Raw genomic sequence first — 21,382 nt, 5'->3', positions numbered from 1 at the left:
AAGTTTCTACTATCTAAAACTACTATTACATAATCAATAATATAAAAATTGACCACAATAACAACGATATCATTAGAGCAATTTATTTATTGATCTAATGATATATAACTTGAGCATAATTAATTGATGACCTGTGAAACGATACATTGGGCTTCGTGTTGAATATCAATCAAATGTTGTTGGCTAATAAAACTTTCAGCATAAATTTTATAAGCATCTTCGGTACCTGATGGACGAGCAGCAAACCAACCGTTTTCTGTTATCACTTTTAACCCACCAATTGAAACATCATTTGCTAGTGCAGTGGTTAAACATTGTTCAATTTTTTCACCAGCTAAAGTATCTGTTGTTAACTGACTGGCATCAAGTTTAGCTAATTTCACTTTTTCAGCATAGGTAGCTGACGCTTGAATTCGTCCATAATAAGATTGCCCCAATTTTTGTTCAAGATCAAAATATTGGTTTTGTGGATTTTTATCCAATTTAGCCGTCATTTCAGCAGCTAACAAACATAAAATAATGCCATCTTTATCAGTAGTCCAAACTTGGCCATTTTTTCTTAAAAATGATGCTCCGGCACTTTCTTCGCATGCAAATCCAAGACTACCATTAAATAATCCGTTCGCGTACCATTTGAAACCAACTGGAAACTCTAATAAATTTCTTTGTAAAATTTTGCTAACACGATCTATCATTGAACTCGTAACCAATGTTTTACCAATAGCGATTTGGTTAGCCCACAATGGTCGATGATTAAATAAATAATTAACGCAGGTTGCCAAATAGGCATTTGGCTTCATCAAACCTTGTGAGGTGACAATACCATGACGATCAAAATCGGTATCATTGCCAAATGCCAAATCATATTTATCTTTTAAGTTGATTAAGCCGGCCATTGCGTATGCGCTGGAACAATCCATACGAATAATGCCATCATAATCTAAATGCATGAAACCAAATCTTGGATCGATTTTTTGATTAACGATATCCAGATTTAATCTATATTTTTCAGCAATCCTTGACCAATAACTAATTCCAGCACCACCTAACGGATCAACACCAATATGCAATTGGGCATTACGAATTATTTCAAAATCCACTATATTGGTTAAATCATTAACATATTCATCTTCATACTGTTTAAAATGAATATAACCTGAGTTTAATGCATTAGTTAAAGAAAGTCGTTTGACCTCTGCTAAATGATGTTTTAATAGCTCATTAGCTCTTGCTTCAATAATAGACGTTGCCGTGGTATCGGCTGGACCACCATTAATTGAATTATATTTAATGCCACCATCTTCTGGTGGATTATGTGATGGCGTAATGACGACACCATCAGCTAAATGTTGTTTTCTAGATTGATTATAAACAATAATGGCATGGGAAATAACTGGTGTAGGTGTATACCCCCAATCTTTAGCTACCACACTTTCAATTTGATTGGCAGCAAAAACTTCAAGAACCGTTTTTAATGCAGGATCTGACAATGCATGAGTATCTTTGCCAATAAAGCAAGGACCATCAATATGATACTTTTTTCGATAATCGGCGATTGCTTGTGCTATGGCTAAAATATGATTTTCATTAAATGTTGCTTTGTTAGCGCTGCCTCTATGACCAGAGGTGCCAAAAATGACCCGTTGACTAGGTTCATAAATATCCGGCTGAATTTGATAGTAATGACTTAATAAATTATCAATATCAATCAAATCGCTATCATCTGCAAGTTGACCTGCTCTTTCCTGAATCATATCATTATCTACCTTGTATTATACTCAATCAAAAATTTTTGTTGTTTGATCTGAATTCAATTAACGTAAATACTTTCCTGAAAAAATCACTTCAACACAAATTGGGTTTTAACCTGATTTATAATTTCCTCAGAGATTTCCATATTTCTCATTAATGATTCCATAATAAAAATTTTTCTAGCTGTATTACTATTTGTTACTACCATATAAGGCGTATTTGGTATGGATTTAGGTTTCGTATTTTTCCCTGATTTTAATAATGTCGCTTCATCTTTAGCTAAATAACGTCTTTTACTTCCATGTAATGAAGTTGCAGCAACAGAAAACATACTTTTATCTAATAAATATAAGGTAGAAAGAATGATTAAAAAACGATTAACTAATTTTTTTTCTGCTAAAAAATTTTCACTTTTTAATAAAGTGACTAATGACGTTGCAGCATTCTTCGATTGCGCCGTATGAGCAAGATTCATCTTATTATCTTTAGACTTAATAGCCAGTAAGCGTCGCAATATACTGGATGCACTCTCACCAATGTGTAAGGTTTGGCTAGCGATGTATTGATAAAGTTCATCATCGATTTCGATGGTCTTCATATCATATTCCTTTTAAGTTCCTATCTATAAATAATAAATAAATAGTAATAAGTTTAATAAATTTTACACCCTTGAACGACAATAGATTGAAGCGCGGAATGTGAATTGGTTGAAACATTTTCATCACAATCATCAAGTTCATTTGTTTCAACTTTATCAGAAGAATAATTATTTTGTGAGTGATTTAGCTTATCGCATCCCATTAACGTAAATAACATAAAAGTAACAAAACAATATTTTATTAATTTACTCATATTGGTAAAACACAAATTAATTAATTGATAATAGTATTATTGTAACATCTTTTTAGCTAAAGATGAAAAATCACATGATTCTTTATAGGAAATTATTAAAGTAACAGCTTATATTTACATCATGTTAGTGATATAATTCCCATATGATTCCAATTTTTTAATCGTCATCACCGTTTTTTACTTTAAAACGATACCTTAAGCTGGCATTTAGATTGAAATAACCACATAAAAGCCAAAATGGCAATTTTTTCTTGTTCTATTCTGTCAATATAGAGGGCTTACTAATTGATTCAAAATAACAATATTATTTGTAAGGTTTTAATAATATTATTAATAGTTTCAATTACTTACAGTTAAAGTGTTACAATATCTTTGGGTTTAATTAGATGAGGTACTGAGTTGTGAAAAAATTAATGACATTTACTTGTTTAGCCTTAATGTTAACTGCTTGTCAAAATAGTGATATTTATTCAGGTGATGTCTACACAGCTGATCAAGCAAAGCAAGTGCAGCAAATAGATTATGGGAAAGTTGTGTCAGCCCGTCCAGTAAAAATCCAAACTAATGCTTCTAACGGTTCGTCAAATAGTGTTATTGGTTCAGTTGGTGGAGCAATTATTGGTGGATTTATCGGTAATACTATCGGTAGCGGAACAGGTAATAAGTTGGCCATTGCTAGTGGAGCAATTGGCGGTGCCCTTCTTGGCAATAAAGCTCAAGATTTAGCTAGCCAAACCAATGCAGTAGAACTGGTAATTCTTCGTGACAGCGGAGATACAATTCTTATAGTACAAAAAGCAACCGCAAATCAATTCCATGTTGGACAACAAGTTCGTATAGTGACTAATGGAAAACAAATCAGTGTTGCACCGCGTATAAACTAAAAAAATAAGGATTAATCATGCGTATATTACACACTATGATACGAGTTGGCGATTTGCAGCGTTCGATTAATTTTTATACCCAAATACTGGGTATGAAATTATTAAGAACGAGTGAAAATCCTGAATATCAATATTCATTGGCGTTTGTTGGCTATGATGATGAAGCTCATAGTTCAGTAATTGAATTAACTTACAATTGGGGAACAGAGCAATATAATCATGGTAATGCATTTGGCCATATTGCTTTAGGGGTTAATAATGTAGCCCAAACGTGTCAAAACATCAAATTAGCAGGTGGTAATGTAACGCGTGAAGCCGGACCGGTTAAGGGAGGAACCACGGTAATTGCATTTGTAGAAGATCCTGACGGTTATAAAATCGAATTAATTCAAAATAATCAAGCCAACCAAGCATTAGGCAATTAATTCATTAAGCAAAACGCGAATCAATATAAAAATTCACGAAAATAAAAAGGGTCATTATGACCCTTTTATTATTAAAGCTTTATGATACCAAGTGTTTATCGTCGATCACCTAAGATTCTTAATAACATAATAAATAAGTTAATGAAATCAAGATACAATGTTAATGAACCCAAAATCACAAAACGTCTAAATACATTGCCATCTTCACTAGAAACATTCATACCAAACTCTTTTAATTTTTGCGTGTCGTAAGCTGTCAATCCCGCGAAAATAAATACCGAAATATAAGTAATTGCCCACATCATTGGCGCGCTTTTCATAAAGAAATTCGCAATTGATGCAATGACAATACCAACGAGCCCCATAAATAAGAAGCGACCTATTGCCGAAAGGTCACGTTTAGTGCTATAACCATAAAACGATAATGCGCCAAACATACCGGCGGTAATAAAGAAAACACTCGCAATCGATGATGATGTATACGTTATGAAAATAGGCATGAGGGATAACCCATTCAGAACAGAAAATAAGCAAAACAAACCTGTTGCCATACTTCCAGATAAGCGATTAATCATACCAGATAAAGCAAATACTAATCCAAATTCAGCAATCAATAAAAACCATGAAAAACCACTTAAAGAAATGCCACCTGAGTCTAAATTAAATAACAGAAAGAACATTTGCTGACTTGATGATGCATACCACGCAACTAACCCCGACAAAACTAGACCAACAGTCATCCAACCATAAACATGACTCATATAGGTTTGAACCCGAGTACCTACCTGTTCAACGATTGAATCATTACCATAATAATTATTCATATTTTCACATCCTCTTCAAAAAATTTATACTGCAAGTGCTGTATGAATGAGTCATATTATATATTAAATATAGGTTAATACCATTTTTTCAAGCTATCTCTATCCGATTTTTTTGCTTCAACCCAAGATTCTTCATACAACGTTTTTTCTTTTTTCCATAATGGGACATCATTTTTTAACTTATCCATAATAAATTGTGTTGACACAAAGGCCTCATGGCGATGCAAACTACTGACCCCAACAAAAACAATCAGTTCATTAGCCAAAATATGACCAATCCGATGCACAATAATCGCACGGTTAATCTGCCAGCGTTGACGAGCTTCATCCATTATCTTTACCATTACGGTTTCAGTCATACCATGATAATGTTCAAGATATAGTGACTGAACTTTTTCCTGTTCGGATCTTACTTTACCAGTAAAAGTAACGATCGCACCATCTATAGGAGATTGTGACAACCAATCATAATATTTATTTATTTTAATTGGGGTCGCATCGATTATCACTCGGTTCTCATTCATAAATCTATCCTCCCGTTACTGGAGGAAAGAAAGCGACTTCATCACCATTCCCAATTAAATGCGTATCATCAACTAATATTTGATTCACTGCACATAAACAACTTTTTTCTGTTAATGCATAATACCAATTATCACCTCTAGCACTGAGCAGATCGCGAAGTTCTAAAACGGTGAGAGATGATTGTTGGAACTCACACGATGGTACTCCAATCAGTTCTCGAGTTTGACCAAAGAATAGAATTTTAATCATGACAATTAAAATCTCCTGATTTTCCTCCGGTTTTAGAGATTAATTTAATTTGTGATATTACCATATCCTTTTGTACAGCCTTACACATATCATAAATTGTCAAAGCTGCGGTTGAAGCGGCGACCAAAGCTTCCATTTCCACGCCAGTCTGTCCATTTAATTTGCACAAAGAGCGAATAATCACTTGCGAATTTTTTTGATCCACTTGAATATCAACATCAATTTTACTGAGTAACAAGGGATGACATAGAGGAATAATATCCCAAGTTCGCTTAGCAGCTTGGATACCAGCAATTCTTGCTACAGCAAAAACATCACCTTTATGGTGTTTACCCGTGATGATCATAGACAGTGTATCGGAATGCATTTGAATAATTGCTTGTGCAATAGCTTGTCGGGTTGAAACTGTTTTTTCTGTGACATCCACCATATTTGCTTCACCTTGAGCATTGATATGGCTAAAGGCTGTTTGCCTATTTTTATTTTCTATAGAAGACATACTTTATCTTATTGTTCGATCGGTACGTTAAGATAACAAAATAAAACGTTATTGAAAATACAACATCAATAATATCTGTGACCATAAAAACCACCAAAACGGGATTATTTTTCAATCTATCATTTCAATATCAGCATAAAATATCTTATCGATTCATCATAATACATGATTAATTAACAAAAAATATCAATAAACTATAGATTATTTTTTCTAAAAAAATTTTTTTATTCATATAATTATGTAAATAATTACCCGGTTATTTCTCTGTAAAATGATATCAAAGCGCAGATAGAAAAAATTTATGTTATAATTTTTAACGCCACTAACATAAAATATAGAAAAAAATCATGAATAAAAAATTAATATTGACCTTAGCAATACTAGTTACTATTCCAATTACAATTCCTTCTTTTTCTGCCTTGGCTGATGACAAATATATTACTGATAATATATCGGTTTACGTAAGAAGAGGTCCAGGAACTCGATATGGTTTGACAGGTTCATTAAAAGCGGGTGATAAAGTTACAATATTAGATACAAGTGAAGATGGTACCTTTACTAAGATAAAAGATGATAAAAATCGTATCGCTTGGATTGAATCAGAGTTATTAACTAGTACACCAAGTGCAAAAATAAGATTACCTCAATTTGAACAACAAATTGAAATATTGAAAGAACAAATAGCCAACTCAGATCAAGAAAAACAAAGCGTTATTGATGACTATAGTAAACAGCTTACTATTGCCCAAAATAGAGTTAATGAATTAGAAAAAGTAAAAATTTCATTAGAAACGCAATTAGCAGAAAACATAACAAAATTAGAAAACTTAAATAGAGAAATAGACGAAAGCAGTCAAAATATTATGTTAACCTGGTTTACACGAGGTGGATTAGTTGCTGGTTCGGGTTTATTTCTCGGTTTGATATTACCTTATCTTATACCTAAACGTCGTAAAAGAGATCGCTGGATGAATTAAGGAGTTTCAATGAAAAAATATCTTGTCGGTGGAGCGGTAAGAGATTTAATACTTAATCAACCAGTTATTGATCAAGATTGGGTGATCGTTGGGGCTAAAGCACAAGATCTATTAAACTTAGGTTTTAATCAAGTTGGTAAAGATTTTCCGGTTTTTTTACATCCAGAAACTCAAGAAGAGTATGCCCTCGCCCGTACCGAAAGGAAATCGGGTAAAGGTTATAAAGGTTTTGTCTTTGATTTTAATGAAAATATCACGCTTGAACAAGATTTAGAACGACGCGATCTGACCATCAATGCTATCGCTATGGATGAAAATAATCAATTCATCGATCCATTTAATGGTATAGCCGATATTAATCAGCGCGTGTTACGTCATATTTCACCAGCATTTGCTGAAGATCCATTACGCGTGTTGAGAGTTGCACGATTTGCTGCTCGGTTTCATCATCTAGGTTTTACCATTGCACCAGAAACGATGCAACTTATGCAATCAATTGTTGAACAAGGTGAAATTGAAACCTTAACCGTAGAGCGAGTATGGTTGGAAACTGAAAAAGCTTTAAAAACAAAAAATCCGCAAATTTTCTTTTCTGTATTAAAAAAATGCCATGCATTGAATATTCTATTTCCAGAAATTGCGAGATTATTTACTCAATCATTGCACCAACAAAATTTAGGGCAATTAACATTCAACACGCTTAAATACACCAGCCAAATGACAAATGATCCTGTAACCCGTTTTGCTGCGCTATGTTGTCATATTAACGCAATTATTCAGCAGGCCGATTTTCCGTCAAGAGCGTTAACAACATTAGATCAACTATATAACAGGTTTAAAATTCCAACAATATATAAGAAAATAGCCAATATTGCGAATCGATATTATCAACAAGTTGATAATATCGAGCTACTATCTGCAGCTGAAGTTGTTGATTTATTAAATCATATTGACGTTTGGCGCAATCCACAACACTTACAGCAGTTACTTTTTGTCTGTTATGCAAATGCAAAAGCAACATACAATGATGATAAATTAATCTATCAACCTAAAAATATCCTTGAAAAAGCTTATCAAATCACTAAAGCAGTATCAATACAAGCAATCATCGCGCAAGGTTTTGTCGGTAAAGGTATTCAAATAGAATTAAACCACCGTCGAATTCAAGCATTAATAAGTCTTAAAAACTAGAATTTGTTTATATCTCAAACAATCAAACCTAAAATTGTCATTATATGTAAAAAAATAGTTGACGATTTTGTTTAAGACAAGCATAATGCGCCTCGCAGTGTTGCTTACGACGTTGCGAATGAAATGGCTACGTAGCTCAGTTGGTTAGAGCACATCACTCATAATGATGGGGTCACAGGTTCGAATCCCGTCGTAGCCACCATTAAATTTTGATTAAATGCGGGTGTGGCGAAATTGGTAGACGCACCAGATTTAGGTTCTGGCGCCGCGAGGCGTGGGGGTTCAAGTCCCTTCACCCGCACCATTTAATTATAATTTCCCTTTTGGGGTATAGCCAAGCGGTAAGGCAGCGGGTTTTGATCCCGCCACGCCCAGGTTCGAATCCTGGTACCCCAGCCATAATTTTATGCGCATTTGATGAATTTCAGTTCTTTGATAAGACAGATAATTTGTTATCTTCGTTCTTATTAAGAATTTAAATATAATTGGAATTAAACCACACCTTGGGTGCATCTAATATTTACTATTTCCATCAACGCTTAAACAAATATGGTTCATAATTGGAAGATGAATTGAGTGGTCTATAAAAATTCATATGGTTTTTCGTTAAATAATACATTTAATTACAATTTCCCTATTGGGGTATAGCCAAGCGGTAAGGCAGCGGGTTTTGATCCCGCCATGCCCAGGTTCGAATCCTGGTACCCCAGCCATTTTTAAGTCTTTAGTATCACCTTTTTACCCAACACGCTGTATACATACTTATATCGTACTAAGATAAAAGAACATTGGTTTTTAATAAATTGTATGGAGCAACGTTTTGAGTGTTACATTAGCAATCTTTTCACAAAAACAGATATATGACATGATAGGTTATATCTTGTGCTTCATCATCCATTTATGTCACATATATTCGTGACTTATTCATTTATATGTCATCTAATAATGAAGCTCTCTCGTTTAATGAGTAAAAATACTTACTTGAGATTAATTTATAAATTGAGCGGTTGATAAAGTAAAAATTAAGTATCATAATAGCCAACATTAAGCGGGTATGGCGGAATTGGTAGACGCGCTAGATTCAGGTTCTAGTTCCGATGAGGTGTGCGAGTTCAAATCTCACTACCCGCACCATCTAATTTTGGGGTATAGCCAAGCGGTAAGGCAGTGGATTCTGATTCCACCATTCCAAGGTTCGAATCCTTGTACCCCAGCCATTTTCAATTCTTTATTATCCCTTTTTTATCAGTACTATAAACATATCTATGTCATATTACAGGAAAACCTTGATTCATGAACAAAACATTTGTAATTTCATTTCAAAAGAAGTAATTCATCCAATAAAACCTATTTAAGATTACAATTAAATAGCTATTCCAGTTTATTAGTATCTGTTCGATTACTTATATCGAGAAATTTACTGCATATAGATTATTTGTTTTAAGTTTTTAAGCAATTCAATAAAGCGGGACTTTTGGAAAAAGAATTATCTTTATTTGTTTAACTAAAATAGTGAGTAACATCACATACCATTTAGCTAAAAAGGCTAGAAATAATTTTCCGAAATTTGTACTAAGAGCTATCTTTGTTACGTGATATTAATCGCCCAGTTAATATTTACTAATATTATAAAATTTAGAAGAATATATTTTAATTAAAATAAAGAATTAATATTTATTTAAGAACATTAAACAAAAATAAAGTTGAATTATTTCTATAAAAAATTAAACTTTAATATCTTATTCTACTAATTTGTTAACTTGATCTGAATTTTATTTTACATATTGATGAATATATTTTACCAAGATTTAATCAGATTTATATTCCATGAAAATTAAGAAATGTGGAAATTTCGCTAGCGAATCCACTTTTAAAATAGATTGTAATTTAAACTTTGATAAACAATACGTTGATGATTTTACAATTAATTTATTAAATAATATAAAAATATTTTCGATTTTACTTGATTAGCTAAATCGATTTTGCTAATCTATATGCGAGTTGTATTCCTACTGTAGTTCTTACCCGATAATCTTTTTAGGTTATCGGGATTTTTTATATCTAATTTTAAGATTTCTAACAATATTAAGTAATCAATGCTCTAATTCTGTTATAAATATTGTCAGCTAAAATAGTTTTCATTTGTTGATCATTTGAAATAACACAATATTGATTTTTGCCATATCCACCAATTAATTTAGGATCCGTTGGACCATATAACGTCACATTCGGTCTATCTAAAGCTGCTGTTAAATGACTTAATCCGGTATCAACTGATACCACTACCTTTGCTCCAGCTAATACATTGGCAACTTCAGCTAGTGTGAGCTTTGGCAGTACTTCAACATTCGAAAATCCTTCAGCCAGACGTAATGAACGTTGATATTCTGGTTCACTTCCCCATGGTAACTTAATCTTATAACCATCTGCAGCAACCAATTTAATTAAATCACGCCACTGTTCCTCTGTCCAATGTTTATCATCACGGGTTGTAGAGTGTAAAAACACCAAATATTGTTGATTATCTAATGGTAAATTGTTAAGAAAATGCTGAGCAATCGCATAATCTCCTTTATCATTAGTCAATTGATAACCTAAACTTTGTGCAAAAAGTAACCTGACGCGTTCGACTGCATGTAAATTTTTAGCTACTGCATGTTTTACATCATAAAACCAACTTGCTATCGGTTCACGTGCACTTTTTCGATCTAACCCATGCTTAATCCCGTTTGCTTTACGCGTAATTAAAAAAGCACTTTTTATTAATCCCTGAGCATCAATCACTACATCATAGGTATTTTGGCTAAGGTGTTCATAAAACTGTTGTCTTTCAGCCCTTATATCTCGAGTAAACCATGCTTTTCGCCATCTTCTAATTGCTACGGGAATTACATGATCCACTGCAAAATGCCAACTGGGGATTTGTGCAAAATTCTCTTCGACAACCCAATCAAATCTAATACCAGGAATAAGATTGCTTGCATCTGTCAAAGCAGGCAAAGTGTGCAAAACATCACCCATAGACGATGTTTTAACGATTAAAACACGTTTCACCATTTATGATTCCTGTATAGTCGACGATTCAGTAAATTTAGCTAATAATTGCATCAATGACTCAAATACCTGTTGTGGTTGAATATCAATCAAACTTTGATGAAATCCTTCTTGCGCATCCCCTCTACGAATTTTGTGATAACCTGTAATTAATCGAATTATCGCCACTTTATCAGATAAAGGGGGAGTAAAATCAGGGCTACTTGGACCATAAAGAGCCACAAGAGGTCTATTTAATGCAGCCGCAATATGCATCAACCCTGAATCATTAGTGATTATCGCTTTACAACCAGCAATTAGATTAACTGCTTGCTCAAGCGTTGTTGAGCCAGCTAAATTAATACATGATTTAGAATATGTCATTTGCCGAATAATAGCATCTCCGACTTGTTTATCTTTTTCAGAACCAAAAATCACTATTTTAGCGCCTTGTTGAACTAACATATCAGCTAAAGCGGCATAATGATAATCAGGCCAACGCTTTGCTGGACCAAATTCGGCACCCGGACAAAAACCAATTAAAGGCATTTGATTACTGATATTAAATGCTTGTTGTGTAACGAGAATATCTGACAATTCTACTGATAATTTTGGATAAAGCAGTGGCTGTGGTAAATCACAAGCGCGTTTTATATCTTTTTTGGGATATGCTAAAGCGATATAACGTTCAACCATTAAAGGAAAAGCTTGTTTATTTAATGAACGTATATCATTAAGTAAACCATAGCGCATTTCCCCTTTCCACCCCGTACGTTTGGCAATTCCGGCAAAAAATGGAATTAACGCTGATTTTAACGAATTTGGTAATACAATCGCTTGATCATAATGTTGATCTCGCAAAGATTTACCTAATTGATAACGCTGTTTTAAAGCCAATTCTCCATGTCCTATTGGCATGGCAATGGTTTGATTAACTTCTGGCATTTTATTTAATAGTGGTCGGCACCACGCTGGTGCCATAACATCTATTTCGATTTCCGGACAACGTACTTTCAAGGTACGATAAAGGCTTTGTGACATCATCATGTCACCCACCCATGAAGGTCCAATAATTAAGGTTTTCATCAATTTACTCTGTAGACTCAATTAATCTATATAATTATTTAACCATTGCATATACTCTGCAGTACCTTCTGCCACTGTTTTGAATTCAATTGGGCAACCGGTTGCTCTGAATTTAGTTAAATCAGCTTGTGTAAAAGTTTGATAACGACCTTTTAAATGCTCAGGAAAAGGGATGTATTCAATAACTTGACTTTCATGATAATTTAACACAGCATCCGCAACTGCTTGGAAAGATTCTGCATGTCCAGTACCACAGTTAAAGATCCCTGATTTATTATGCTGCCAAAACCAAAGGTTAACGGCGACCACATCTTCGACATAAATAAAGTCACGTTTAAAATTTTCACTACCTTCAAATAATTTTGGTGTTTCACCTTTCTTTAATTGACTATCTAAATGGAATGCCACGCTAGCCATATTCCCTTTGTGTTGTTCACGTGGTCCATAAACATTAAAGTATCGGAAACCACAAACCTGTGATTTTGCCTTTGGTAGCATCGTTCTAACATATTGATCAAACAAAAATTTCGAATACCCATAAACATTTAACGGTTTTTCAAACTGTCTATCTTCAACGAAATTATCATTACATCCACCGTAAGTGGCAGCTGAAGAGGCATACAAAAATGGAATTCGATTATCCAAACAGTAATGCAGCAAATCTTTGGAATAATTATAATTATTTTCCATCATAAATTTACCATTCCATTCGGTGGTTGATGAACAAGCCCCTTGGTGAAAAACGACGTCAATATTTAAATCTTCACCACTTACAATTAAACCTATAAATTCATCTTTATCCATATAATCAGCAATATCTAAATCAACCAAATTGACAAATTTAGTGCCATCAGTTAAATCATCAACGACTAAAATATCAGTTCGACCAAGTGCATTTAACCCTTTAATAATATTACTGCCAATAAAACCTGCTCCGCCCGTTACTACGATCATAATGATTACCTTATATAAAAAAATTATTAATATAATAGCGACTAATGAGTATTTTGCATAATCTATTAAGTTATTTAACGTTCTACATTATTTAACTTTACTGTGCTATAACATGGATATATCTCGCCAGCTGTAAATATGGTTCTTGCCGACAGAATTTTTTTTCTAATTCCAAAAGTTCATTAAAGCGATTTTGTTGTTTCGATTTATCAAGCATATAATCATGAAAAACCCGAATACCTGTTTTTTCAAGAATTCGTAGACTAAATTCACTTAACCACTGATAAACCTCATCAGGATTTCTTGGATAATCAGGCGATAGCGTTTTCTTTTTGCGCTTATTTAATCCCATTTGCACGTAACCAAAATTACCTAATGTCACTGTTCTAAATAACAGTCCATGTAAATTATAAAACATTAATGATAAAAATCCCGATGGCTTAAGTAGCTGTTTTAATGCATAAATTAAACCTTTACCGTTATTTACCCATTCTAATACAGCATGACAAATCACAATATCATAAGATTGCGCAAATTCTGCCGGTAAATCCTGAATTGCCTTATTAAGATAATTAAGGGTAACAAATTGTGTTTGAGCATGATTTTTTGCGACTTCAAGCATTTGTGCTGAAATATCACAAATCGTCACATCATGTCCCAATTTAGCTAATTTACAAGCAATTTGACCTTGCCCTCCTCCAGCATCTAAAATAGTGAGTTTTTGTTGTTTAGGAAAAAGAGCTAATATTTTTTCAATATCTTGCCAAACAATGATCTCTCGAATTTTGCCTTTAGTTGTACCATAAATGTTTTGGGCAAATTTATCAGTAATATCATCAAAATTACGATCTGTATCCATGAGTATTTTCTTTTATATATTATCTTTGAACTTTTTTTGGTTTAATTGCTTAACTTCATCATTTAATTGCTGTATTTTATCCGCCATGATTTGATAACAATGATCCATTAATCCTTTAACATCTTCTTTTGTCAACTCTTTCGTTTCAATAGGATCCATCATTTCAACAATGATATAACCATTATTCCAACGATTTAATTTAATCTTTGTCGTATCTGAAATACAAATCGGGATAATAGGGACTTTTGCAGCAATCGCTGTTCTAAATGCTCCAGTCTTAAAAGGCAATAACCCTCGTCCACGACTACGTGTACCTTCTGGAAACATCCAGATTGAAATATCTTTTTTATTCATTATGTCGACAATTTGAGATAATGTATCACGTGCTTTGGATTTGTTATCACGATCAAGCAAAATATTCCCGGTTAAATAATATAATTGTCCGAAGAAAGGAATCCACGCTAAACTTTTTTTGCCGACAGTTACCGTTTTATATTGGACAACATCCCCTGCTGCTAAAACATCGAAATTATTTTGATGATTAGCAATATAGACGCTACTTCCTAAATTTTTAACTGCTTTAGATTGTCGAGTAATTACTTTAATACCAAATAATGGCGTTAATACCACACCAAAAATATGGGCAAACCGTGCGACATTAGTTGGATTACGTGGGTTAAATAAACAAAATAGAATACCAAAAATACAAATTAGCAGCCCTAAAGCAACAACTGCAACAAGCCTCAACAGAAAAATCATAATTTACCTCTCGAATTATCGTGAATTATTATATACTCATCACACTTATAGATGCACGTAAATCAATTACCCTATTGTTTATTATGAGATTTGCATGTCTAAATTGAATAAAAATTGTTATGAATAATCAAAATATTTTTTGGAATATAAATAATACCCCTGTGTCCATCCAATTTAATGATATCTATTTTAACAACGATAACGCTATTGCAGAAACTGACTATGTTTTTATCAAAGGCAATCAATTGATGCAACGCTTCATCGAATTTGATCAACCTATTTTTACTGTGGCTGAAACAGGGTTTGGTTCTGGGTTAAACTTCTTGGTATTGTGGCAACAATTTTTACAATTTAAACAACATTATCCAAATCATATTTTAAAACAGATACATTTTTATAGCATTGAAAAATATCCTTTATCCCTCTTGGACATGCGTAAAATCCATCAGCAAATTATTTGTGATAACACTCTTAATATACTAGCTGGAAAACTACAACAATTTTGGCCCACACCTATTCACCAATTTGATACTATTAAATTACATCTTTTATTTGATGATATTGACCAGTATGCACATTTCTTAAACAAACACAATGTACTGATTGATGCTTGGTTTTTCGATGGATTTTCGCCTAACAAAAATCCCGCTATGTGGTCAGAATCACTATTTAAACAACTCTTTCCACTAACCCAACTGGGAGGAACGTTCGCCACATTTACCGCATCTGGTCAGGTAAGACGGAATCTAATCAATGCTGGATTTACCATTAAGAAGATTAAAGGCTATGGCAAAAAGCGAGAAATGTTAATCGGCTTAAGAGAATTTTAAATATCCTTTATCTTAAAGATCACAATCATTAAATTTTATTTAAATAAATCATAACATTGCGATAAATTTAGACAATCTAGTTGAGCATCATGCCCAAATAATTATATAATTAAGCTCCCGATTTAACCGATTACAACTAAGTAATCATTATACAATCCTGAGGTTTACTCGTGCCTGACATGAAGCTTTTTGCTGGGAATGCAACTCCTGAACTAGCAAAACATATAGCAAATCGTCTTTATACATCACTTGGCGATATCATTGTAAGTCGTTTTAGTGATGGTGAGGTGAATGTTCAAATTAATGAAAATGTTCGAGGTGAGGATGTTTTTATTATTCAATCTACATGTGCTCCAACCAATGATAATTTAATGGAACTACTGGTTATGATCGATGCAATGCGCCGTGCTTCAGCAGGTCGGATTACAGCGGTTATTCCTTATTTTGGTTATGCTCGACAAGATCGTCGTGTCCGTTCGGCGCGTGTACCAATTACAGCCAAAGTGGTAGCTGATTTTCTTTCTACCGTTGGAGTAGATAGAGTTTTAACGGTTGATTTACATGCTGAACAAATACAAGGTTTCTTTGATGTCCCAGTTGATAATGTATTTGGTAGCCCTGTAATACTTGAAGATATGCTACAAAGAGAATTTGAACGCCCAATTGTGGTTTCTCCTGATATTGGTGGTGTAGTACGTGCTCGAGCAATTGCAAAACTACTTAATGATACTGACATGGCCATTATTGATAAACGTCGTCAGCGCGCCAATGAAGCTGAAGTCATGAACATTATTGGGGATGTTTCAGATCGTGATTGTATTTTGGTTGATGACATGATTGATACTGCTGGTACACTATGTAAAGCAGCTGAAGCTTTAAAAGCTCGTGGAGCTAAACGAGTATTTGCCTATGCAACTCACCCCATCTTCTCTGGTAAAGCCGTTGAGAATATTAAAAACTCGAAGATTGATGAGATCGTCGTATGTGATACGATTCCATTAACTGCAGAAGTTAAGGCGCTTGAGAATGTTCGCCAATTAACCTTATCCGGAATGCTTGCAGAAGCAATAAGACGAATCAGCAATGAAGAATCTATCTCTGCAATGTTCCATTACTAATGCTTAGCGCAGGTTTAAAGCCAATGTTTTATTGGTTTTAAACTGCTTTTAATTCGAATATGTCTACCATTAAACTTATCGTAGGTCTTGCTAATCCTGGTGCTGAATATGCAGCAACCCGCCACAATGCAGGTGCATGGTATATTGAGCAACTTGTACAACGTTATAACCAGTCCCTCAAAAATGAAAGCAAATTTTTCGGTTATACAGCCAGAGTTAACATTCAAGGTCAGGACATTCGTTTTCTTGTCCCGACAACTTATATGAATTTAAGTGGTAAAGCTGTACAAGCTATGGCAACATTTTATCAAATTAAGCCGGAAGAAATTCTGGTTGCTCATGATGAACTTGATCTTAATCCTGGTGTAGCAAAATTGAAACTGGGGGGTGGTCATGGTGGTCATAATGGTTTAAAAGACATTATCAATAAATTAGGCAACAATCCTAATTTTTATCGTCTCAGAATTGGTATTGGTCACCCAGGTGATAAAAGTAAAGTGGTGAGTTTTGTATTAAATAAACCATCCAAACCCGAACAAGATCTTATCGATCGCGCCATTGATGAATCAGTACAATGCACAGAAATCTTAGTCAAACAAGGTACTGAAGCAGCAATGAATCGATTGCATGCCTTCAAAGCTTAAACAATGGCACTATCTTAATCATACTATGCTATCAGCTACGGTGGCATCATTTAGCTTTTTCCATTTTCTAATTTTGGTTCTAAATGACTTAAATGGTGCAATAGAATTAATCTGAATAAAACGCGCCACTGTCCAATTTTCAGGATAAGGTTTAGTCCAATTCCTTTTATCTTTAATAAATAACACATCATCACTTAACGATTCTACCCACTGACACCAAATAGTAAGTTCTTGCTCAAATGTTTGAATAAGTTTTGCTAAGCTATAAGATTGATAATTGTCATAGAATGATTGATAAAGCGCTCCAAGTCTATTCCATTTATAACCTGCAGCAGGCAGGATTGGCACATCACCTCTTACTTCCGTATCATCCCATGATTTGACTAATTTAAGCCAACCTAGTTGATAAGCAATCATCTGTGCCGGTGTTTTGTCAACACCGGCAAAAAAACGATCTTTGTCATTTTCTTGGATATTATCAAACTCGTTAATAAATAACTGAGCGGTACGACGAATTTCCTGCAATAATAATTGTTTACTGATTTCTTTCATCATTATGATATGCCTCCTAAAACAGCCTTTTTAATGTATAAAAACTAGTTACGTAAACCGCGTCCAGATTCAATAATTTTCCAAGTTATAGCATATAACACAACGACAAACAAGAATAACATAGCAAAGGTAACTATTAATGGCACATCAGAAATCCCTAAAAATCCGTAGCGAAAACCATTAATCATATAGACAATCGGATTTAATTTAGATACCCATTGCCAAAATTCTGGTAATAATATTAATGAATAAAACACACCACCTAAATAGGTCAATGGTGTTAAAACAAAAGTAGGAATGATACTGATATCATCGAATGACTTTGCATACACAGCATTTAGTAATCCAGCTAATGAGAATAAAATAGAGGTTAACAGCAACGTTATCACCACAATCAACCAGGAATGGACATCATATGTTACAAATAACATAGATACAACTGTGACCAAAGCCCCAGTACATATACCCCGAGCAACACCGCCTCCCACATATCCCCAAATAATAATATGCGTTGGAACAGGCGCAACCAATAGTTCTTCAATATTATGTTGGAATTTAGCGCTAAAAAATGATGAACACACATTAGTATAAGAGTTAGTAATGACCGACATCATAATCAATCCCGGTACAATAAAATGCATATAACTAAAACCGCCCATCTGCCCGACTCGAGCGCCAATTAAATTGCCAAAAATAATAAAGTACAGCGACATCGTTACAACTGGAGGAATTAACGTTTGTACCCAAATACGCAAAAAACGTGTAACTTCTTTACGCCAAATACTTTTTAAAGCAATCCAGTATAAGTTAAACATAATTACCACCTTGCGGTTGACTCACCAAGTCAATAAATAATTCTTCTAAACGATTCGATTTATTGTGCATACTCATCACTGTAATTTTTTGTTCCAACAATAAACTAAATAACTGATTCAACCCTTGTTCCTTACTAATCACCACTTCGAGGGAACCTGGTTCAGTGATTTTATATTGATAACCCGGTAATTGTGGTTGTTTTTCAATAGGTAAATACTCAAAGATTAACGTTTCAGATTTAGAATTCGCTAGTAATTGCTTCATTGAGGTATTGGCAATTAAAGTGCCGTGTTGAATGATACCTATATGACGACATAACATTTCAGCTTCTTCCAAATAATGTGTCGTGAGAATAATAGTAATACCCTGTTGATTGATTTTTCGCAAAAATTCCCACATTGAACGACGTAGTTCAATATCAACTCCAGCAGTTGGCTCATCAAGAATTAATAATTTTGGTTCATGAACTAATGCCCTGGCAATCATTAATCTCCGTTTCATTCCACCAGATAGTGCTCTGGCTCGACTATTACGTTTTTCCCACAAATCAAGAATACGCAGATATCTTTCAGCTCTTTGTATTGCCACTTTACGAGGCAAACCGTAATATCCACCTTGATTTGCAACAATCTGAAACACCGTTTCGAAGGGATTAAAATTAAATTCTTGCGGCACTAGACCAAGTTGACGCTTTGCATTAACAACATCATGATCTAAATCATAACCAAAAATTTTTACCTGACCTGATGTTTTGGTGACTAACGAACTAATAATGCCAATGGTGGTTGATTTACCTGCACCATTTGGACCAAGTAATGCATAAAAATCACCTGCTTTAACTTGTAGATCAATACCTTTTAATGCTACAACCCCATTTTTGTAGATTTTTTTAAGACCCACTAACTCCAGTGCTAACCCCGATGACATAACGTTTCCCAAAATTAAAAGATTATTAACACAATAAATTATCTCAATTTAATACTGATTCAGATAACCCCCATGATATGAGGAAAATAACCGTAATAACAAATTTATTAATAAAAATAATCACTTACCAATACAAAACGAACCAAAGATCTTACCGAGTAGATCATCTGAAGTAAAAGTACCAGTAATTTCGCTCAGTGATTCTTGTGCTAGACGCAGTTCTTCAGCCAATAATTCACCTGCATGAAATACTATTAATTGTTCTAAACCAGCGTCAAGATGCTTAGCAGCATTTTCCAGCGCTTGTAAATGACGTCTTCGGGCTAAAAAACCGCCTTCAGTCGTGGTTGAAAAGCCCATTGATTGTTTTAAATGTTCTCTCAACGAATCAATACCTTGACCGGTTCGAGCAGAAAGCCGTATTAGTGCATATTGATCTACTTCACTATAGCCCAATGTTTCACCCGTTAAATCTGCTTTATTACGAATGATGGTAATCGGAATATGACTTGGTAAACGTTGCATAAACGTTGGCCATAATTTTTCTGGATTAATTTCATCCGTCGTCGTACCATCAACCATAAATAAAACACGATCAGCATGTTTTATCTCATTCCAAGCTCTTTCAATGCCGATACGTTCAACCTCATCACTCGCTTCTCGTAACCCGGCTGTATCAATAATATGTAGTGGCATACCATCAATATGAATATGTTCACGTAAAACATCTCGCGTGGTACCGGCAATATCAGTAACAATTGCCGCATTGCGCCCAGCTAAGGCATTAAGCAAACTGGATTTACCGGCATTTGGTCGACCAGCAATTACTACTTTCATTCCTTCGCGCAATAATGAACCGTGTTTGGCTTCACGTCTTACAGCATCTAACTGCGCAATAACATCCTTCAACTGTGCTTCAATTTTACCATCGGATAAAAAATCTATCTCTTCCTCTGGAAAATCAATTGCAGCTTCAACAAAAATACGCAAATTAATCAACAAGTTAACTAACTCATTGATTTTATTCGAAAATACACCTTGCAAAGAAGAAATAGCAGATTTAGCGGCTTGTTCTGAACTGGCATCAATTAAATCGGCAATCGCTTCAGCTTGTGCTAAATCAAGTTTATCATTTAAAAATGCGCGCTGTGAAAATTCGCCTGGTCTGGCAATTCGAACTGATGGGATAGATAAAATACGTTTGATTAATAAATCTAAAATAACCGGACCGCCATGTCCTTGCAGTTCTAAAACATCTTCCCCAGTAAAAGAATGTGGGTTAGGAAAAAAAAGTGCAATACCTTGATCGATGACTTGCCCATTTTCATCATAGAATGACAAGTATTCAGCATAACGAGGTTTGGGTAATCTACCCAAAACAGCATGCGCGACGGTTTGTGCTTGACGACCAGATATTCTTAAAATACCAACACCACCACGACCTGGTGCTGTTGCCTGAGCAATAATTGTATCTAAATTCATTTATAACATTTCTAACCTATCTAAAAATTAAGCTAATCATAACATTAATACCCTTTTTTTTAAAACCAGTTACATGCCATTAACTGACGACAATATTCATCAATTTTTCTGGCAACTGTTTATTTTTATGGCATAATTGAATAT

General features: G+C 34.2%; 23 protein-coding genes and 6 tRNA genes. 13 read left to right on the top strand and 16 right to left on the bottom strand.

The genetic code is table 11. The features are described from left to right. Positions 1-119: 119 nt before the first annotated feature. The 3 genes from pgm to JMI89_RS05275 form a co-directional block, all read right to left on the bottom strand. Positions 120-1,754, bottom strand: coding sequence for a phosphoglucomutase (alpha-D-glucose-1,6-bisphosphate-dependent) (pgm, locus tag JMI89_RS05285; RefSeq protein WP_220679500.1), 1,635 nt, complete (start codon positions 1,752-1,754; stop codon positions 120-122). A gap of 86 nt (positions 1,755-1,840) precedes the next feature. After that, entirely contained in the window at positions 1,841-2,350 is a 510-nt protein-coding gene (locus JMI89_RS05280) for a replication initiation regulator SeqA (RefSeq protein WP_187754502.1), read from the bottom strand. A 53-nt stretch (positions 2,351-2,403) separates the two neighbouring features. Beyond that, on the bottom strand, positions 2,404-2,604 hold the full coding sequence (locus JMI89_RS05275; RefSeq protein ID WP_220679499.1) for a hypothetical protein: 201 nt from the start codon (positions 2,602-2,604) through the stop codon (positions 2,404-2,406). A gap of 401 nt (positions 2,605-3,005) precedes the next feature. On the opposite strand from JMI89_RS05275, the gene JMI89_RS05270 reads away from it, so the two are divergent. Continuing rightward, positions 3,006-3,488: a glycine zipper 2TM domain-containing protein gene (locus JMI89_RS05270; protein WP_187754501.1), complete on the top strand. Its 483-nt coding sequence runs from the start codon at positions 3,006-3,008 to the stop codon at positions 3,486-3,488. 17 nt (positions 3,489-3,505) lie between these two features. Further along, complete coding sequence (gloA, locus tag JMI89_RS05265; protein WP_255562854.1) at positions 3,506-3,913, top strand: lactoylglutathione lyase; 408 nt, start codon at positions 3,506-3,508, stop codon at positions 3,911-3,913. A 95-nt stretch (positions 3,914-4,008) separates the two neighbouring features. Here gloA and JMI89_RS05260 read toward each other — a convergent pair whose 3' ends face one another. From JMI89_RS05260 to moaC, 4 genes are all read right to left on the bottom strand, one after another. Next, on the bottom strand, positions 4,009-4,737 hold the full coding sequence (locus JMI89_RS05260) for a Bax inhibitor-1/YccA family protein (RefSeq protein ID WP_220679498.1): 729 nt from the start codon (positions 4,735-4,737) through the stop codon (positions 4,009-4,011). A 74-nt stretch (positions 4,738-4,811) separates the two neighbouring features. Then, entirely contained in the window at positions 4,812-5,261 is a 450-nt protein-coding gene (locus JMI89_RS05255; RefSeq protein ID WP_220679497.1) for a molybdenum cofactor biosynthesis protein MoaE, read from the bottom strand. A gap of 4 nt (positions 5,262-5,265) precedes the next feature. Then, positions 5,266-5,511, bottom strand: a complete 246-nt coding sequence (moaD, locus tag JMI89_RS05250; protein WP_220679496.1) for a molybdopterin synthase sulfur carrier subunit — start codon at positions 5,509-5,511, stop codon at positions 5,266-5,268. Further along, the gene (gene moaC, locus JMI89_RS05245; protein WP_187754496.1) at positions 5,504-6,010 is read right to left on the bottom strand and encodes a cyclic pyranopterin monophosphate synthase MoaC; all 507 of its coding nucleotides are present in this window, start codon (positions 6,008-6,010) and stop codon (positions 5,504-5,506) included. The genes moaD and moaC overlap by 8 nt, the downstream gene beginning before the upstream one ends. A 347-nt stretch (positions 6,011-6,357) precedes the next feature. Here moaC and JMI89_RS05240 point away from each other — a divergent pair, with 347 nt between their 5' ends. From JMI89_RS05240 to JMI89_RS05205, 8 genes are all read left to right on the top strand, one after another. Further along, a complete protein-coding gene (locus tag JMI89_RS05240; protein ID WP_187754495.1) occupies positions 6,358-6,987 on the top strand; it encodes a TIGR04211 family SH3 domain-containing protein in 630 nt (209 codons plus the stop codon). A gap of 9 nt (positions 6,988-6,996) precedes the next feature. Next, a complete protein-coding gene (locus JMI89_RS05235) occupies positions 6,997-8,178 on the top strand; it encodes a multifunctional CCA addition/repair protein (protein WP_220679495.1) in 1,182 nt (393 codons plus the stop codon). Between the two features lie 125 nt (positions 8,179-8,303). Beyond that, positions 8,304-8,380 (top strand) — tRNA-Met (locus tag JMI89_RS05230). 17 nt (positions 8,381-8,397) lie between these two features. Next, positions 8,398-8,482: transfer RNA gene (locus JMI89_RS05225), tRNA-Leu, on the top strand. A gap of 20 nt (positions 8,483-8,502) precedes the next feature. Beyond that, positions 8,503-8,577: transfer RNA gene (locus tag JMI89_RS05220), tRNA-Gln, on the top strand. 239 nt (positions 8,578-8,816) lie between these two features. After that, positions 8,817-8,891, top strand: a tRNA-Gln gene (locus tag JMI89_RS05215). A 335-nt stretch (positions 8,892-9,226) separates the two neighbouring features. Further along, positions 9,227-9,312 (top strand) — tRNA-Leu (locus tag JMI89_RS05210). Between the two features lie 8 nt (positions 9,313-9,320). Next, positions 9,321-9,395 (top strand) — tRNA-Gln (locus JMI89_RS05205). 868 nt (positions 9,396-10,263) lie between these two features. Here JMI89_RS05205 and rfaC read toward each other — a convergent pair. From rfaC to JMI89_RS05180, 5 genes are all read right to left on the bottom strand, one after another. Then, positions 10,264-11,235 (bottom strand): lipopolysaccharide heptosyltransferase RfaC, encoded by a 972-nt coding sequence (gene rfaC, locus JMI89_RS05200; protein WP_220679494.1) that lies wholly within the window; start codon positions 11,233-11,235, stop codon positions 10,264-10,266. After that, on the bottom strand, positions 11,236-12,297 hold the full coding sequence (gene rfaF, locus JMI89_RS05195) for an ADP-heptose--LPS heptosyltransferase RfaF (protein WP_220679493.1): 1,062 nt from the start codon (positions 12,295-12,297) through the stop codon (positions 11,236-11,238). A gap of 21 nt (positions 12,298-12,318) precedes the next feature. Further along, positions 12,319-13,251 (bottom strand): ADP-glyceromanno-heptose 6-epimerase, encoded by a 933-nt coding sequence (rfaD, locus tag JMI89_RS05190; RefSeq protein ID WP_220679492.1) that lies wholly within the window; start codon positions 13,249-13,251, stop codon positions 12,319-12,321. A 97-nt stretch (positions 13,252-13,348) separates the two neighbouring features. After that, positions 13,349-14,110: a methyltransferase domain-containing protein gene (locus tag JMI89_RS05185; RefSeq protein ID WP_187754490.1), complete on the bottom strand. Its 762-nt coding sequence runs from the start codon at positions 14,108-14,110 to the stop codon at positions 13,349-13,351. Between the two features lie 12 nt (positions 14,111-14,122). Continuing rightward, positions 14,123-14,869 (bottom strand): 1-acylglycerol-3-phosphate O-acyltransferase, encoded by a 747-nt coding sequence (locus tag JMI89_RS05180; protein WP_187754489.1) that lies wholly within the window; start codon positions 14,867-14,869, stop codon positions 14,123-14,125. A gap of 119 nt (positions 14,870-14,988) precedes the next feature. On the opposite strand from JMI89_RS05180, the gene mnmD reads away from it, so the two are divergent. From mnmD to pth, 3 genes are all read left to right on the top strand, one after another. Then, a complete protein-coding gene (gene mnmD, locus JMI89_RS05175) occupies positions 14,989-15,699 on the top strand; it encodes a tRNA (5-methylaminomethyl-2-thiouridine)(34)-methyltransferase MnmD (protein ID WP_220679491.1) in 711 nt (236 codons plus the stop codon). A 170-nt stretch (positions 15,700-15,869) separates the two neighbouring features. Next, on the top strand, positions 15,870-16,817 hold the full coding sequence (locus tag JMI89_RS05170) for a ribose-phosphate pyrophosphokinase (protein ID WP_187754487.1): 948 nt from the start codon (positions 15,870-15,872) through the stop codon (positions 16,815-16,817). 59 nt (positions 16,818-16,876) lie between these two features. Further along, complete coding sequence (pth, locus tag JMI89_RS05165) at positions 16,877-17,461, top strand: aminoacyl-tRNA hydrolase (protein WP_187754486.1); 585 nt, start codon at positions 16,877-16,879, stop codon at positions 17,459-17,461. Positions 17,462-17,479: 18 nt separating this feature from the next. Here pth and JMI89_RS05160 read toward each other — a convergent pair whose 3' ends face one another. The 4 genes from JMI89_RS05160 to mnmE all read right to left on the bottom strand — a co-directional run bounded on the left by JMI89_RS05160 (position 17,480) and on the right by mnmE (position 21,238). Further along, a complete protein-coding gene (locus JMI89_RS05160) occupies positions 17,480-18,016 on the bottom strand; it encodes a ClbS/DfsB family four-helix bundle protein (RefSeq protein WP_187754485.1) in 537 nt (178 codons plus the stop codon). Between the two features lie 41 nt (positions 18,017-18,057). Continuing rightward, positions 18,058-18,828 (bottom strand): ABC transporter permease, encoded by a 771-nt coding sequence (locus JMI89_RS05155; RefSeq protein WP_187754484.1) that lies wholly within the window; start codon positions 18,826-18,828, stop codon positions 18,058-18,060. Next, complete coding sequence (locus JMI89_RS05150; protein WP_187754483.1) at positions 18,821-19,756, bottom strand: ABC transporter ATP-binding protein; 936 nt, start codon at positions 19,754-19,756, stop codon at positions 18,821-18,823. Before JMI89_RS05150 ends, JMI89_RS05155 begins: the two co-directional genes overlap by 8 nt. A gap of 120 nt (positions 19,757-19,876) precedes the next feature. Then, positions 19,877-21,238, bottom strand: a complete 1,362-nt coding sequence (mnmE, locus tag JMI89_RS05145) for a tRNA uridine-5-carboxymethylaminomethyl(34) synthesis GTPase MnmE (RefSeq protein ID WP_220679490.1) — start codon at positions 21,236-21,238, stop codon at positions 19,877-19,879. Positions 21,239-21,382: the final 144 nt, after the last annotated feature.

This window comes from Frischella sp. Ac48 (genome assembly GCF_019641635.1).
GTDB classification, from domain to species: Bacteria; Pseudomonadota; Gammaproteobacteria; order Enterobacterales; family Orbaceae; genus Frischella; species Frischella japonica.
Note: the sequence above shows the minus strand (reverse complement) of the source record. Positions and strands in the feature narration are given on the sequence as shown.

Coding starts and splice junctions, on each gene's coding strand:
- gloA (WP_255562854.1), top strand. CDS start 3,506: ATGCGTATATTACACACTATGATACGAGTTGGCGATTTGCAGCGTTCG.
- rfaD (WP_220679492.1), bottom strand. CDS start 13,251: ATGATCGTAGTAACGGGCGGAGCAGGTTTTATTGGCAGTAATATTATT.
- JMI89_RS05260 (WP_220679498.1), bottom strand. CDS start 4,737: ATGAATAATTATTATGGTAATGATTCAATCGTTGAACAGGTAGGTACT.
- pth (WP_187754486.1), top strand. CDS start 16,877: ATGTCTACCATTAAACTTATCGTAGGTCTTGCTAATCCTGGTGCTGAA.
- moaC (WP_187754496.1), bottom strand. CDS start 6,010: ATGTCTTCTATAGAAAATAAAAATAGGCAAACAGCCTTTAGCCATATC.
- JMI89_RS05255 (WP_220679497.1), bottom strand. CDS start 5,261: ATGAATGAGAACCGAGTGATAATCGATGCGACCCCAATTAAAATAAAT.
- mnmE (WP_220679490.1), bottom strand. CDS start 21,238: ATGAATTTAGATACAATTATTGCTCAGGCAACAGCACCAGGTCGTGGT.
- JMI89_RS05235 (WP_220679495.1), top strand. CDS start 6,997: ATGAAAAAATATCTTGTCGGTGGAGCGGTAAGAGATTTAATACTTAAT.
- rfaC (WP_220679494.1), bottom strand. CDS start 11,235: ATGGTGAAACGTGTTTTAATCGTTAAAACATCGTCTATGGGTGATGTT.
- pgm (WP_220679500.1), bottom strand. CDS start 1,754: ATGATTCAGGAAAGAGCAGGTCAACTTGCAGATGATAGCGATTTGATT.
- JMI89_RS05155 (WP_187754484.1), bottom strand. CDS start 18,828: ATGTTTAACTTATACTGGATTGCTTTAAAAAGTATTTGGCGTAAAGAA.
- JMI89_RS05180 (WP_187754489.1), bottom strand. CDS start 14,869: ATGATTTTTCTGTTGAGGCTTGTTGCAGTTGTTGCTTTAGGGCTGCTA.
- mnmD (WP_220679491.1), top strand. CDS start 14,989: ATGAATAATCAAAATATTTTTTGGAATATAAATAATACCCCTGTGTCC.
- rfaF (WP_220679493.1), bottom strand. CDS start 12,297: ATGAAAACCTTAATTATTGGACCTTCATGGGTGGGTGACATGATGATG.
- JMI89_RS05280 (WP_187754502.1), bottom strand. CDS start 2,350: ATGAAGACCATCGAAATCGATGATGAACTTTATCAATACATCGCTAGC.
- JMI89_RS05150 (WP_187754483.1), bottom strand. CDS start 19,756: ATGTCATCGGGGTTAGCACTGGAGTTAGTGGGTCTTAAAAAAATCTAC.
- JMI89_RS05160 (WP_187754485.1), bottom strand. CDS start 18,016: ATGATGAAAGAAATCAGTAAACAATTATTATTGCAGGAAATTCGTCGT.
- moaD (WP_220679496.1), bottom strand. CDS start 5,511: ATGATTAAAATTCTATTCTTTGGTCAAACTCGAGAACTGATTGGAGTA.
- JMI89_RS05275 (WP_220679499.1), bottom strand. CDS start 2,604: ATGAGTAAATTAATAAAATATTGTTTTGTTACTTTTATGTTATTTACG.
- JMI89_RS05240 (WP_187754495.1), top strand. CDS start 6,358: ATGAATAAAAAATTAATATTGACCTTAGCAATACTAGTTACTATTCCA.
- JMI89_RS05185 (WP_187754490.1), bottom strand. CDS start 14,110: ATGGATACAGATCGTAATTTTGATGATATTACTGATAAATTTGCCCAA.